Below are 14,474 nucleotides of genomic sequence, written 5' to 3' on the forward strand. Positions count from 1 at the left end.
CTCTGACATGGCGGAGTGCGAAGCGCCGGCCTACACCGGAAACGGGCCCTCTCCCGTCAACGCTTCACCAAAGGGACAAACCCTTTGAAGTGCGGCTTGACGCCGCATGACGTCGGCGGACGAGGCGATGCGTCCGCCGACGAATAGCACCGAATTGGTTACTTCTTGCTCTCGGGCAAGACCAGATCCACGGCAGCGTCCTTGGCAGCATCGATGTGCTGAGCCACGACCGGCGTCTGCGGAAGGATCAGGTTAAGGACAATGGCCATGATGGCGGTGGGGGTTACGGCATTGGAGCCGATGACGGTGGACACCCAGGCGGGCATACCCTCGCCGGCAAGGCAGCCGCTGGCCATCCAGATACCCAGGCCAAAGACGACGGAGGTGCCGACGATGGTGGTAGTACGCTGCGTGAGGCCCTCGCGGGTGAACATGCGCACGCCGTTCATGGTGATGGTGCCAAAGACGCCGACGGTCGCGCCGCCGATGACGGGCTGCGGGATAGCGGAAAGGACGGCAGAGAGCTGCGGGAACAGACCGGCGATGGCAAAGACGGCCGCGATGATCACAAAGACCCACTTGTTGACGACCTTGTTGGAGCAGATGATGCCCACGTTCTGGCCAAGGGCGCTGGTGGGAAGACCGCCCAGCAGGCCGCCGACCATAGAGGTGAGGCCCTGGGACACGATAGCGCCGGAGAGCTCCCGCTCGGTGGGCATACGGTCGATGGAGCCCAGGCAGGCGGCGGAGACGTCACCGATAACCTGGATGGCAACCATGGGGAACACGACGGCGAGGGTAATGCAGACCTCGGGATCAAACTCGAGCGCGTAGGGCATGAGCTTGGGAAGGGCGAAGACCTGAGCGGTGGCGACGCTGGAGAAGTCAATCATGCCAAAGGGGATGGAGACGATCATGCCGACGATCATGCCAAAGAACACGGATCCCAGCTTGAGCGTGCCCTTGCCAAAGTTGGCGAGCGCAAAGACCACGGCGAAGGTGATAAGAGCGACGCACCAGGCCTGCGGAGTGCCCCACAGCGGCGTACCCATACCGCCGGCCATATACTTGACGGCCGTGGGATAGAGAGAGACGCCAATGGAGAAGATGACCGTACCGGTCACGACAGGCGGGAATAGCCACTTAATCTTGCTGTAAGCCAGACCAAAGAGGACCGCGACGGCGCCGCCGACGATCTCGCCGCCCAGCAGCGCACCAAAGCTAAAGCCCGAGGCACCCATGGCCTGCAGGGCCGGCAGGAACGCGAACGAAACGCCCATGACGATGGGCAGGCCGCCGCCGATGCGACGGAAGGGAGCGAAGGCCTGAAGGGCCGTATCGATCGCCGAAAGAATGAGCGCGACCTGGATGATGTCGGTGCTCTGCTGGCTATTAAAGCCGTAGACGCCGGCCATGATGACCGCCGGGGTAATGATGCCGGCAAACGATGCCAGTACGTGCTGAAGGGCACATGGGATCATTTCCTTAACGGGAGGCATGCCTTCGCGAGTGAACAGGGCTTCAGTGCCGTTCGTAACCGTCTCCTGGGTCATTTGACCACCAATCCTCGAAGTAGTTGTTTTCGCATCTAACGCTCTATTGTGACGCAGTGCGGGGTTGAGGTTGTGCCTTCATTGCATATCGTATTAAAGATGATTCTCATTCTCAATAATAATTTTTTGTTATCAGACTATTCTTCAGCTGAAATCACGCATTTCCGCAGGTCAGGAAAGTGTCTGGTCAAAATAACATCTAACTTTTCTTTTGGTCAACCGTTTACCGCTAAATTCCTACCGTTCGTCTGCATTACGCAATGTACCTGCGGATATACGAGATGATGGGCAGCGTGTTACCATGAGAAAAAATTGTTATGAACATTTCCGATTTCACCCAAAGGAGTTGCCCGTGAACGAGACCGTACGTCGCTTTTTGCCGATGGTCGATTTTCTGGAGCAGGTACTCGGCAAGAACAGCGAAATCGTGCTGCACGATTTCTCGGATCCCGACCACGCCATCGTCGATATTCGCAACGGCATCGTGAGCGGCCGTAAGGTCGGCGGTCCCGCCACCGATCTGGCGCTCAAGATCATGCACGACCCCAAGTATTGCGACCTGCCGTTTATTACGGGCTACGAGGGGCGCGGTGCCGGCGGCAAGACGTTGGAGTCAGCGACGTACTTTATCCGCGAGAATGACGAGATCGTCGGTATGCTCTGCGTCAACACCGACCTTTCCACGGTACGCTCCATCAACGCCATGGCGCAGCAGCTCATGGCGTGCTTCGACGCGGCGCCGACGCGCACGGAGCCCGCCCCTATCGAGGTCGAAAGCCTTTCGGAGTCCACACAGGAGCTCATCGACCGCAGCATTGCCGAGTTGCTGAGCGCGCGCGGGCTGGATGTAGCGTCGCTTGGTCAGAGCGACCGCGTGGACGTCATTCGCCACCTCAACGGCAACGGGGTGTTCATGCTCAAGGGCGCCGTGGCCTGCGCCGCCACCGCGCTGGGCATCTCGGAGCCCAGCGTCTACCGCTACCTGCAAAAAGTTCGCAAGGAGGGCTAACGAGCAAAATGGAGCGCGGCCCCACAAGCGATCCGTCACTTGACAAAAGACCCTGCAGCTCGCACGCGCTGCAGGGTCTTTTTGCATGTCATGTTTAGTTGTTGCCAACGCCTTAGAGGGCGGCGACGACCTCGATCTCGACCAGACCGCCAGCCGGAAGGGCGGCAACCTGGAAGGCGCTGCGCGCGGGGAACGGGGCCTCGAACTTGGAGGCGTAGATCTCGTTCACGGCGGCGAAGTCGGCGATGTCGGCCAGGTAGACCGTAGTCTTGACGACATCGGCAAAGGTGGCGCCGGCAGCGGTCAGCAGGGCCTCGACGTTGGCGAGGGACTGCTTGGCCTGGGCCTCGACGCCCTCAGGCATCTTGCCGGTTGCGGGGTCGATGCCCAGCTGGCCGGACAGGAACACCATGTTGCCGGCCTGGATACCGGGGGAATACGGGCCGATGGCTGCGGGTGCGTTATCGGAAGACACGACGGTCTTGCTCATGTTTTTCTCCTTACGATCAAATAGAGAGCGTGAGCGCGGCGTTCGCACCGGGAGGCACAATTCGGTCTGAACACCGCGCTTGATTGGGATATTACTCAAGGTTTCCGTTTGATGCAAGAATATTATCAGCTTGCGAGAATATTTTATCGCCCAACGGTTTCCCCGAACCGCTGAACGGTTCTCCACGGGGTCAGCCAGCCCAAGCTGCTGAAGACTTTATCCCGCTTGGAGCACGGGCATCGCCTGCCGCAACGGCACCACTATACTTTTGAATATCTGAGCATTTTGAAAGGCAGGATATGACCGCAACCGCCAGTCGAACCACCAACCGCAGGCCCGAGCTTTTGGCGCCCGCCGGAGGGCCCGAGCCCTTTGCCGCCGCACTCGCCGCGGGGGCAGACGCCATCTACTGTGGCATGGGCAGCTTCAACGCCCGCCGCAAGGCAACCAACTTTACCGACGAGGCCTTTGAGCAGGCCTGCCGCGCCGCGCATCTAGCCGGGTCGCGCGTCTACGTCACGGTCAACATCGTCATCAAGCAGTCCGAGATGGGCGATGCGCTGCAACTCATCCATCGCTGCTCCACGCTGGGCGCCGATGCCTTCATTATCCAGGACTGGGGTCTGTTCTTTGAGGTTAAGCGTACCATGCCCGGCATCGAGACACATATCTCGACCCAGGCGAACATCCACGACGACCGCGGAACCCTTTGGTGCCGTGAGCAGGGCGCCGACCGCGTGACTCTCTCGCGCGAGCTCTCCATCGACGAGATCGCCGCCATCCACGACGCCGCGCCCGATGTGGACCTTGAGGTCTTTAGCCATGGCGCCATCTGCTTTTGCTACTCGGGTCTGTGCCTGCTGTCGAGCTTTGCCATGGCGGGCCGCTCGGCCAACCGCGGCATGTGCGCTCAGCCCTGTCGCCTGCCTTACGAGCTGATCGACGAGAACGGCCGCTCGCTCTCCCCTGCCGGTCGCGAGCGCGCGCTGTGCCCGCGCGACACCAACACGTCGCAGCTTGTTCGCCGTCTGTATGACGCCGGCGCCGCATCGCTCAAGCTCGAGGGCCGTATGAAGGCCCCCGATTACGTGTATTCCATCGTCGACGTGTATCGTCATCAGATTGATGACATGCTTGCCGATGTTTCGACCTCTAAGGATGAGAATGCCGCCCGCCAGCGCCAGCTCAAACGCTGCTTTAATCGCGACTTTACGCACGCCTACCAGGATGGCACCTCGGGCGACGAGATGATGAGCTACGAGCGCTCCAACAACCGCGGCCAGATTGTGGGCACGGTGCTGGGCAGCCGTCTGGCCAACCGCGATGTACGCGGACTCAAGCCCGACGACCGCCGTCGCCGCGCCGCCATCGCCCGCATTGAGCTGTTTGAGCCCGTGGGCAAGGGCGACCTGCTGGAGCTTCGCCACGATAACGAGTTTGACCAGTTCCTGACCACCATTGCCGCCGATGATGCCGCTGCCGGCGACATCATCGAGTGCCGCGTGCCCCGCAGCATGCCCGAGGGCTGCCGCGTCCGCGTGATTCGCAGTCAGCGTGCCATCGACGCCGCCGGCGCCGCGCTCAAGCGCGATGTGCTGCGCCGCCGAGCTGTTGACGTGTCCGTCGTGGCGCGCCTGGGCGAGCCGTTTACCGTCACACTCACCTGCTGTGACAACCCCGCGCTCACCGCCACCGCCACGGGCTTCACCGTCGAGGCCGCCAAGACCCGCGCCGTCGAGGCGGCAGACCTGGTTGAGCATGTGGGCCGCATGGGCTCCTCGCCCTTCGACGCAGCGAGCTTTGACGTGGCGCTCGATGAGGGCTGCGGTATGGGCTTCTCCGCCGTGCACAAGGTGCGCGCTGCCGCCTGTAAAGCATTGGAGGAGGCCATTCTGGCGCCGTACGAGGAGCGCGCGAAAGCGCTCGAGTTGCCGGCGATTGTAACCAGTGATTCCCGCCCCGCGCCCGAGCACTACCGCGATGAGCCGCAGATCTGCGCCACCGTCACCTCGCTCGAGGCCGCCGAGGCCGCTCGCGCCGAGGGTGTAGCGCGCATCTACATGACCACCGACGCGCTCGAGGCTGTCGGACTCTCCCCTGCCGATGCATTTGAGCAGGGTATTGTGCCCGCACTCGACGAGGTCTGCCGCGCCGTTGACCACGTCCGCGTTGACCCATGGGTTGTTGCCGGCGCCACGGTCGCTATTGGCAACATCTCTGAGCTTGCCCTGGCCGCCCAGGTTGGCGCCACGGCCGAGATTCGCTCTTGCCTGCCGGTGCACAACACGCCCTGCATGGAGGCGCTTGCCGAGCGCGGAGCCGGTGCGTTTTGGCTCTCGCCCGAGATCACGCTCGACGAGATTGTCTCGCTCGGCGCCGCCGCGCCCGCGGCTCTAGGCATCACCGTCTTTGGCCGCCCGCGCGTTATGACAAGCGAGCATTGCATTCTGCAGGTTGCCAACGGTTGCATCCACGATTGTGCCAGCTGCCGCCTGCGTGCCCGTAAGCTCTCGCTCAAGAATATCGACGGAAAGGTCATGCCGGTGCGTACCGACATCCACGGCCGCTCACGCTTGTACGACGCCTACCCCATCGACCTCACGCCGCAGGTACCACAGCTGCTCGACGCCGGCGTCCGTCGTCTTATGGTGGACGGCACACTGCTCGAGACGGATGAGGTGGGCCGCGCCACCGCTCGCGTCCGCCGCGCCGTCGAGGCAGCGCAAGCCGGCCGCAAGCCCGCCGCCCGCCTGCGCGGTGCCACCTCGGGCTGCATGTTTGTGGGAATCAGCTAACCGAAAGGCTTACACGTGAACGAAGAACCTCAAGTCCTCTACTGCGACGCCTGGCTCATGGCCATCGACAAGCCCGCCGGCATGATCGTCCACGGCGACGGCACCGGCGAGCGCACGCTCACCGACTACGCCAGCGACCTGCTGCTGGCGATGGGCGACGGCTTTGCCGCGACCGACATGCAGCCGCTCAACCGCTTGGACCGCGACACCACCGGCGTGGTGCTGTTCTCACTCGACAAGCAGACGCAGCCCGCCTTTGACCAGATGATTATCGACCACGCGTTCGAAAAGCACTACCTAGCGCTCGCCGAGGGCAAAATCGACTGGAACGAGAAGCTCATCGACAAGCCTATCGCCCGCGACCGCCACGATAGCCGCAAGATGCGCGTTGGCGCCAGCGGCAAGCCGTCTCAGACGCGCGTCAAGGTACTCAAGCGCCTTAAGAGCCGCCGTGGCCTGCCTACGCGCTCGTATATTGATGTCGAGCTGCTCACCGGCCGCAAGCACCAGATCCGCGTGCACCTGGCAAGCGAGCATCATCCCTTGATTGGCGACGACCTGTACGGAACGCCGCGTCCCTGCGGCCTGATGCTCCACGCCCACAGCGTATCCTTCACGCATCCCGTAACCGGCGAGCACATCCACATCGAAGCCCCCTGCCCCTGGGAGCCCTAAATCCTGCCAAAAAGGGACAGGTTTATTTTGACAGGTTTTATCTGGTCAAACGTCATACCGCCACGATGACTCAGCCGCGGTCCCAAAACGTCTCGATCTGTAACAGTTAGAGCCCATTTTCCGGTCTATCTGTTACAGATCGAGACATTCGAATCCCCCTCAAGGGAAAATCTCAATCTGTAACAATAACTCGGCAAAATCAGTCCCAGATGTTACAGATTGAGACAAAGGAACGGCGCAATTCGGAAGTATTTCAATCAGTAACACCTAGCCCACTTTAAGCGGTCCAGTTGTTACAGATTTAGACTAAACCGGTAGACAACGAAAGCGGCAACGCCCGTAATGGACGTTGCCGCTTTTCTATTGAGAAAACTACTCAGTTTTCATTACTAACCACCACAATGGGGACGGGCACCTTCGCGGTGGTTTTGGCCTTAGCCCGTCCCTGCCGTTAGACCGTGACGACGTTGTCCATTGCCCGGTACTTGGCGGGGACCTCGCCTGCGGTAATAATCGTTGCATCGCGGAAGTCCGCGAACTTGACGGGCGCCACCATGCCAAATTTACTGGCGTCCGAGATTACGAAGCGCTTGGCCGTATGGCGCATCGAGATACGCTTTACTTGCGCCTCCTCGATATCGGGCGCCGTGAAGCCCTGCTCGGCGGCAATGCCGTTAGAGCCCCAAAAGCCGCAGTTGAAGTTGTAACGGTCTAAGGTTGCCAAGGCATCGGGGCCAACGAGCGCCTCGGTCTCGGGTTTGAGCTCGCCGCCCAGCACCACGGTACGCATGCCGCGCAAAGCGAGATGCTGAGCATGGAGCACGGAATCAGTCACATAGGTGACACCTTCAAGGTGTGGAAGATGCTCGATGAGCCTGAGCGTCGTCGAGCCCGAGTCGATGTACACAAAGCTCTCGGGCTCCACCAGCGCCGCCGCACGGGCGCAGATACGTTCCTTGTCGTCGTTATGGAGATCGCTGCGCTCATTAAGCGTTAGGTCGCGCGTCACGTGCGCGCGCTCAAGGCTCGTCGCCCCACCGTGCACCTTGGCGATACGGTGTGCGCGATTGAGCGTCTGCAGGTCGCGCCGAATGGTAGACGCCGTCACGCCCAGGGCCTCAGCAAGCTCCGGTACGGTAACCGAGCCCGTCTGCTGCACCATCGACACGATTGCGTTGAGCCTATCTTCCGCAAGCATCGCTTACTCCTCCTCGGGGTACACGACTCCCCAATCGGCGCGAAGCTTGGTCATAAGCTCCATAACATCAGAAGCATAATCCAGAAGCTCGCGCTTGGAGTCGTCGCCGGCAACGGCCTTCTCAAGATCGGCCATCTCATAACACAGGGCGTAAGCCTCGGTGCCTGCGTGGACCTCCTCGCGGTGGCCGTCCGCAGTCCACACGATGGTCGCGTGATCGGCACGCGGATATTCGTTGACCTCGATGTAGCACTTGTCAAAGCTGATGACCGAGCGCTTGGGCTGTTTGGAGTGAAGCGTAAGGCTCACGACGCCCAGCTGCTGCTCGGCATTGCGGCAGACGATGCCGCCCGCAACATCGACTCCAGTCTCGCAGGTGTTGCCTAGAGACACGACCTCGGCGGGCTGGCTCGCCATAAACAGGCGCATGACGGACAGGGCATACACACCAATATCGAGCATGGCACCGCCGGCAAGGTTGCGATTGTAGAAACGGTCGGTCAGGTCGCCGTACTCCTTGTAGCTACCAAAGTTGAGCTGAGCGAGGTTCATGCGGCCGAACTCGCCGGCATCCATGCGGCGACGCAGCTCTTGATACAAGGGCATGTGGAGCACCGTGGTAGCGTCCATAAGGACCACGTTGTGCTCGGCGGCAATGGCACGGGCCTCATCGAGTTCAGCGGAATTGAGGGTAATGGCCTTCTCGCAGAGCACGTGCTTGCCGGCTGCCAGGGCAGCGCGCAGATAGGTGATATGAGTGTTGTGCGGGGTAGTGATGTAGACGGCGTCGATGCCAGGATCGGCGTAGAGGTCCTCAACCGTGTCGTAGACCTTCTCGATGCCATACTGCTCGGCAAAAGCCTGAGCCTTGGACGGCGTACGGTTGGCGACGCCCGCAAGCTTGCGACCGGCAAGAGCAAGGGACTGAGCCATCTGGTTGGCGATAACGCCGCAACCGATGACGGCCCAATGGAGCTCGGGAGCCGTAAAAATATCGTCGGGGAACGGCTTGTCCTGGACCGAAGCGAACGCTGCTTTGGCGGCTGCCGCGGCGTCGAGCGGAGCCTGCTTGGAATCTGCCATTATGTGCCTCCTGTGTCATAGAACGCCTTGCTTTCTGACAGCTCTATATTCGCACAAACACGCGCTTCTGTGCGCGTTTTTGCGTATCTCACCGCTAAACGGTCATTTTTATCCCGTAAACGGCGCATCTATACGCATATTCACGCAATCCCACGCACGTAAATGCGCACAAATGCGAACCGGCCATTGCTCAGAGACAGGGGCTTATGCTTAGAACTCAAAAGACAGGATGATCCGCTTCGCCTCGTCGCTCATGGCGCGCTGCAGCTCTAAGGACCGTCCCAAACTGCCGACAGAAAAGGAACGTTCCAAACTGCAGACAGAAAAAGAACGTCCCCAGGCGCCGGCATTTCAAGAGCACTCATTTAAGTCTGTCCCCAATGAGTGGGAGTAATCAGAGACCCTTTGCGAGGGAGGCCGGACGTGGCCTTCCTCGTTTTTATTCATGGACTTTAGTCCGTGCCGCGCGGCACGCGCGGCATAGAAAGCCACCCGCTCAGCGGGTGGAGGCCAATTTCCGCTACGCGACAAAAACCTTCCCCCTAGCATGAGGATTGTTCAGGTCATCATACTAGGGGGAAGGTGATTGCTGTGGCCCAGAAAGCCAACAGCCTCGCGCACACGAAATGGCTGTGCAAGTACCGCATCGCACCGAGGCCAAGCTCATCGCCGCCATCGTCGAGAAGCACCCCGAGGTGCGCTTTGCCGCGAGCCGCACCTCGGCCCACGCCGACCTCTACGACCGCATGGAGCAGGCCCTGTGCGAGCGCGTGGCCAACGCGGTGGATGTCGTCCGCTCCGACATCAGCCCCGCGCTTCTTGTCCACACCGGTCCAAACCTCGTGGGTGTGGCGGTCCAGGGACTCTAGTGGAGGCGGGGCGTCCTGCCCCAAAAACAAATGCAAAAGACGAGCACTTCTTGCCGCTCAATTGGCAAGAAGCGCTCGTCTTTTCTTAACGCGTTGTATGGCGGAGAGAGCGCAAGTTACGCGAGCGCCCTTCTTGCCAGCTCGGCCGCGCCGAGGATTCCTTGGTCGCCGCCGCAGCCCGGGGCGCAGATGTAGCTCTCCATGTCCTTAAGCTCGGCGGTCTGGATGTAGCCACCCAGATATTCGAGGGTCTTCTTGCGGACGATGCCGTAGAGCTGCTCCTGGTGCATCACGCCGCCGCCGAGGACGATGCGGCGAGGCGAGTACATGAGCACGAGGTTCGCGCACATCTGCCCCAGATAATCCCCCTCGAGCGCCCACACCTCATCGTTGTCCGCGAGCTCGGCCGCGGGCTTTCCCCAGCGCGCGGCGATGGCGGGGCCGGAGGCGAGCCCCTCGAGACAGCTCGCGTGGCTCGGGCAGACGCAGCGTCCCTCCTCGGTGGGACGGGTCCTTACCAGCATGTGACCGGCCTCGGGGTGCAGCATGCCGTGAAGGAGTCTGCCCGCGCACATGACGCCCGCGCCCACGCCGGTGCCGATGGTCACGTAGACGGCGTCCTCGAGCCCCTTGCAGCAGCCGAAGACCACTTCGCCGAGGCAGGCAACGTTCACGTCCGTGTCGTAGGCCACCGGAATCCCGAGGGCGTCGGCGAACGCGGCGCGAAGACCATGGCCTCGCCACGCGAGCTTGGGCGTCTGGAGGATGGAGCCGTAGCGCTCGTCGTTGGGGTCGACGCAGGTCGGGCCGAAGGCGCCGATGCCCAACGCGTCCACATCGCGGGCGGTGAACCACTCGATCATCTGCGGGACGGTCTTGGCGGGCGTAAGCGTCGGGGTCTCCATACGGTCGAGGACCTCGCCGTCGCCGGACACCACGGCACAGACCATCTTGGTCCCGCCGGCTTCGAGGGCGCCGAGCCTCATTTGCTTTTCGCTCATGTGATCCTCCTTACAAAGGGACGCCCGCAGTCATGGTCAACCGCGGGCGCCCATAACGTTGGCTTGTTTCGAGGCGACCCTACCTGGGCACGCGGTCCTGCCTTGCGGCAAACGGGGCGAGCACGGCGTGCGGCTCGCTTTGGTACCAGTAGGCGACGGTGGAGATGTCGTCCTCGCGCTCGTAGAGCTTGATGTCGTCGTTGCCGAGGTCCTGGAACGTCACGCGCAGGTCCTCCTTGAACGAGATCGGGTCGGGAAGGTGCCACCTGTAGAGGCCGTGCCTGGGCAGCGCGTCGTCGTTAGTCGCGAGCATCGGATTCGGGTTCGGCTTGCCCGCGCTGAAGCGGTCGCGCGTGGCGTCGCGCGTCGAGCGGTACGGGTAGCCGGCGAACAGCGTGTTGAAGCACTGCGCCTCGGGCAGCGCGTGGGGCGGCCTGTCGAGGAAGGCCCAGGCACCGCCGAAGTAGTCCTCGGCTCCCGTCGAGGTGACCGTGGGGAACTCCTCGTCGCCGTCGAGGAAGAACTTCATCTCGCCCTCGCCCCACCAATAGCGCTCCAGGGCGCACAGGGCCATGTAGGTGCCGACGTAGTAGCCCTTGCCGCGCACGCCGTCGAGCACGGTGTAGTCGACGCCCCTGCGGGTGCTGCGCTCGCGGTTAAAGCGGGCGTGGAAGTACATGGCGTCGTCCGGCACGTCGGTGAGCGCGTAGTTGAACGTGTAGAAGATGTACTTAATGAACCCGGGGTGCTCGCTCGTAAGCGTGACCTTGGCGCGCTTCCTGAAGGGCATCTCGAAGTAGCAGTTCATGCCGCCCGTCGGGTTCACGCAGATGGGCATCGAGTTGACGATGGCGCGCTCACCGAAGCCGTTGCAGAAGAAGTCGCCGACAGGGCACTCGACCGAGGGGGTCTCCTCGTCGTCCCAGTAGAAGCGCAGCACGAGGTCACGCATGACGAAGCTGCCGGCGGCGGTCTTGTCGGGGACGGTCATCCAGATGTGGCGGATGATGCCGGGGCCCTCGATGTCCGCGAGCGTGATGGTCTCGCCGGACTCAAGGGGCACGCAGCACGAGCCCTTGCGGCCGACGCCGAGGTGGCTGGCCGACATGGCGGCGCGGCCCTTCTCGCCCGTGATGTTCTCGGGGGTGATGGCGCGGCTTTCCTCACCGCCGTGCATCCACACGTCCTTAAGGAACTCTCTCATCGTCGACCTCCTCTATTCGTCGTCGTCGCACTCGGCGGAACTGGCACCGTTCACGTAGATGATCTGCTGGCGCGCCTCGTTGACGAGGGCGTCGAAGTCGAGTTTCTCGTCGGGGCGCGCGAGCGCGACCGTCATGGCGAGCGGGAGGTTGACACCCGCGATCACGTGGATCCGGTCGGAGGCGAAGCGGGAAAAGCGCTGGTTCACGCTGCCGCCGTACGCGTCGGTGAGGACGACGACCTCGTCAGTGCCCGAAAGAGCCGCCTCGACCGCCGCGTCGAGCCCCTCGCCGTTGTCGTTCACGTAGGCGCACACGGCGTTGACGGCGTCGCCCTTACCCGTAAGGAACTCGAGGGTGTCCTTGAAGCCCTGGGCGAGAAGGGAATGGCTCGCCACAACTATCTTTCTCATTGATTCACCAATCTCTTGGGTCGAAGCTAGGCGAGGATGCCGGCGGCGGAGGCGACCATCGCGAGGACGATCACCACGAGGATGAGGGCCGTCATGCTCGCGTTCTTCTTGGTAAGAAGGTAATACGCGCTTCCCGTGATGGCGGCGGGGATCATGGCAGGCAGGATCTTGTCGAGCAGCGGCTGAATCTCCATCGCGACGTCGCCGAAGCTGAAGCTAATCGGGCAGGTGACGCCGATGACCGAGGCGATGAGGCAGCCGACCACGGTGAGGCCGAGCACGGAGGCGGCGGCAGTGAGGTTGGGAAGCTTCTCGCTGAAGTCGGTGACGAGCTTCACGCCCTGCTTGTAGCCGAACTCGAGGGCGTGCATGCGGACCCAGAAGATGGCCAGGATGAGCGCGAACCAGATGCCGGCTCCCACGGGGTTGCCCTCGATGGCCATGTAGGCGGCGATGGAGCCCATGATGGTCGGGATCATGGTCATGAGCAGGGAGTCGCCGACGCCGGCGAGCGGTCCCATGGTGCCGATCTTCAGGTCTTGGACGGCGTCCGCCGCCGCTAGGCCGTCGCGCTCCTCCATGGCCACGCAGGCGCCAAGGATGATGGCGGCGAGCCAAGGCTGGGTGTTGTAGTAGCGGAAGTGGTTGTTGAGCGCTTGCTTATAGTCCTCGTCGTTCGTGTAGATCTTCCTCAGGACCGGCGAGAGGGCGTAGGCGACTGAGGCGCCCTGCTGGGTCTGGTAGTTGAAGGTGCACACGCTCATGAGCCAGCGCCAGTTCGCGTTGCGCAGGTCCTTCTTGGTGACCTTGTAGCCGGAGGGCTTGCCCTCGGCGACGGCGGTGATGTTCTCGTTTTCCATGGTTACTCATCCTCTCCGATGAAGGCGTCTGCGGAAGCGTGGGCGGCGAGCTCGGTGTCCCTCTCGGCACGCTGGTAGAACGCAATCGCGAGGGCAACGCCGACGATGGCGGCGCCGATGATGGGCACGTTCAGGAAGGCCGAGAGGAAGAAGCCGGCGAGCAGGTACTGGAAGTACTTGGCGGTTGGCATGTAGCGGAGCAGCATGGCGATACCGACGGCCGGGAGCATCTTGCCGGCGAGGGTGAGGCCGGAGAGGAACCACTGGGGCATGACCTCGAGGAGCCAGTTGACGGCGGGCTGGCCGAGCGTCACGGAGACAAAGACGGGCAGGGCGGCGCACAGGCCGAAGAGCGCGGGGCAGACCCACAGGATGGCGTTCATCTGATTGAACTTACCCTCGTTGCAGAACTTCTGGGACTTCTCGACGACAAAGCCGTTGAGGATCTTGGCGACGACGTCGAGCTGGATGCCGAGCATGCCGACCGGCAGGCCGATGGCGAGGCCCGTGTCGGAGCCCAGGGTCACGCCGTAGGCGGTGGCGATGATGGCCATCGTGCCGTAGTCGGGAATGGAGGAGCCGCCGAAGCCCGCGACGCCGAGCTGCATGAGCTGAATGGTGCCGCCGATGACAAGGCCGGTCTTCCAGTCGCCCATGACGACTCCGGTGATGAGGCCCCAGAAAACGGCGTAATTGACGAAGATCATCGGGATGCCGTAGTAGTCCACGTGCTTGATGAAGGCCAGCAGGGTCAAAAGGACGACCTGCAGGATAGTGAAGTTGACCATATTTCCCCCTTAGATGAGGTCTGCGACGGAGACGGGCTTGTCGGCGGGCACGAACTGGGCCGTCACCTTGACGCCACGGGCGATGAGCGCCTTGTAGCTCTGGACGTTCTCGGCGGAGGCGTAGGCGCGCTGGGTGAGCTGGATGCCGTCCTCCTTGACGAGCGAGCCGCCGACGACCAGCGACGGGAGCTCGACGCCCGACTCGACCAGGCGAAGCATCGTCTCGGGCTCCTTGGCGATGACGAAGACCTTCTCGCGGTCGTACTTGCCCGCGGCGAAGTTCTTGAGCGCGGTCTGCTCGGAGATGATCGAAACGGCCATGCCCGCGGGGCGCGCCATCCTCATGGTGGACTTCAGGACCTCGTCGCCGGCGACCTTGTCGTCGATGACCATGACTCGGGTCGCGCCCGACACCGGGGCCCACTGCGTCACGATGATGCCGTGAAGCAGGCGATTGTCGATTCGTGCCATAACAACACTCATGTTTGCTCCTATCAAATGAAGTTTTACGTTCGGTACTGCCTCGGCGCTATCCGGA

The 14,474-nt window shown here is 62.2% G+C and carries 14 protein-coding genes; 4 read left to right on the forward strand and 10 right to left on the reverse strand.

Annotated features, from left to right (window positions below; all coding sequences use genetic code 11):
* Window positions 1–158: 158 nt before the first annotated feature.
* Window positions 159–1,553 (reverse strand): uracil-xanthine permease family protein, encoded by a 1,395-nt coding sequence (locus DW151_RS04620; protein WP_055285183.1) that lies wholly within the window; start codon window positions 1,551–1,553, stop codon window positions 159–161.
* A 352-nt stretch (window positions 1,554–1,905) separates the two neighbouring features.
* Here DW151_RS04620 and DW151_RS04625 point away from each other — a divergent pair, with 352 nt between their 5' ends.
* Entirely contained in the window at window positions 1,906–2,562 is a 657-nt protein-coding gene (locus tag DW151_RS04625; RefSeq protein ID WP_233543349.1) for a transcriptional regulator, read from the forward strand.
* Window positions 2,563–2,674: 112 nt separating this feature from the next.
* Here DW151_RS04625 and DW151_RS04630 read toward each other — a convergent pair whose 3' ends face one another.
* Window positions 2,675–3,052, reverse strand: coding sequence for a RidA family protein (locus tag DW151_RS04630; RefSeq protein WP_055285184.1), 378 nt, complete (start codon window positions 3,050–3,052; stop codon window positions 2,675–2,677).
* 299 nt (window positions 3,053–3,351) lie between these two features.
* Between DW151_RS04630 and DW151_RS04635 the strand changes: the two genes are divergently transcribed.
* The gene (locus tag DW151_RS04635) at window positions 3,352–5,847 is read left to right on the forward strand and encodes a U32 family peptidase (RefSeq protein ID WP_118334707.1); all 2,496 of its coding nucleotides are present in this window, start codon (window positions 3,352–3,354) and stop codon (window positions 5,845–5,847) included.
* A 15-nt stretch (window positions 5,848–5,862) separates the two neighbouring features.
* Window positions 5,863–6,522, forward strand: a complete 660-nt coding sequence (locus tag DW151_RS04640) for an RluA family pseudouridine synthase (RefSeq protein WP_233543350.1) — start codon at window positions 5,863–5,865, stop codon at window positions 6,520–6,522.
* Window positions 6,523–6,973: 451 nt separating this feature from the next.
* Here DW151_RS04640 and DW151_RS04645 read toward each other — a convergent pair whose 3' ends face one another.
* Both DW151_RS04645 and DW151_RS04650 read right to left on the reverse strand, forming a co-directional pair.
* Window positions 6,974–7,720, reverse strand: a complete 747-nt coding sequence (locus tag DW151_RS04645) for a DeoR/GlpR family DNA-binding transcription regulator (protein ID WP_117778548.1) — start codon at window positions 7,718–7,720, stop codon at window positions 6,974–6,976.
* A gap of 3 nt (window positions 7,721–7,723) precedes the next feature.
* Complete coding sequence (locus DW151_RS04650; RefSeq protein WP_118334709.1) at window positions 7,724–8,803, reverse strand: Gfo/Idh/MocA family protein; 1,080 nt, start codon at window positions 8,801–8,803, stop codon at window positions 7,724–7,726.
* A 626-nt stretch (window positions 8,804–9,429) separates the two neighbouring features.
* On the opposite strand from DW151_RS04650, the gene DW151_RS04655 reads away from it, so the two are divergent.
* The gene (locus DW151_RS04655; protein ID WP_117862208.1) at window positions 9,430–9,672 is read left to right on the forward strand and encodes a hypothetical protein; all 243 of its coding nucleotides are present in this window, start codon (window positions 9,430–9,432) and stop codon (window positions 9,670–9,672) included.
* 116 nt (window positions 9,673–9,788) lie between these two features.
* Here DW151_RS04655 and DW151_RS04660 read toward each other — a convergent pair whose 3' ends face one another.
* From DW151_RS04660 to DW151_RS04685, 6 genes are all read right to left on the reverse strand, one after another.
* Window positions 9,789–10,673, reverse strand: a complete 885-nt coding sequence (locus tag DW151_RS04660) for an ROK family protein (protein WP_197032763.1) — start codon at window positions 10,671–10,673, stop codon at window positions 9,789–9,791.
* 79 nt (window positions 10,674–10,752) lie between these two features.
* Complete coding sequence (locus tag DW151_RS04665; RefSeq protein ID WP_199579892.1) at window positions 10,753–11,877, reverse strand: glycoside hydrolase family 172 protein; 1,125 nt, start codon at window positions 11,875–11,877, stop codon at window positions 10,753–10,755.
* 12 nt (window positions 11,878–11,889) lie between these two features.
* A complete protein-coding gene (locus DW151_RS04670; protein ID WP_089572475.1) occupies window positions 11,890–12,288 on the reverse strand; it encodes a PTS sugar transporter subunit IIA in 399 nt (132 codons plus the stop codon).
* Between the two features lie 26 nt (window positions 12,289–12,314).
* A complete protein-coding gene (locus tag DW151_RS04675) occupies window positions 12,315–13,148 on the reverse strand; it encodes a PTS system mannose/fructose/sorbose family transporter subunit IID (RefSeq protein WP_089572476.1) in 834 nt (277 codons plus the stop codon).
* A gap of 2 nt (window positions 13,149–13,150) precedes the next feature.
* A complete protein-coding gene (locus DW151_RS04680) occupies window positions 13,151–13,936 on the reverse strand; it encodes a PTS sugar transporter subunit IIC (protein WP_089572477.1) in 786 nt (261 codons plus the stop codon).
* A 9-nt stretch (window positions 13,937–13,945) separates the two neighbouring features.
* A complete protein-coding gene (locus tag DW151_RS04685) occupies window positions 13,946–14,419 on the reverse strand; it encodes a PTS sugar transporter subunit IIB (RefSeq protein WP_089572478.1) in 474 nt (157 codons plus the stop codon).
* Between the last annotated feature and the right edge of the window lie 55 nt (window positions 14,420–14,474).

The sequence above is a fragment of the Collinsella sp. AM13-34 genome, from assembly GCF_003473055.1.
Classification (GTDB): domain Bacteria; phylum Actinomycetota; class Coriobacteriia; order Coriobacteriales; family Coriobacteriaceae; genus Collinsella.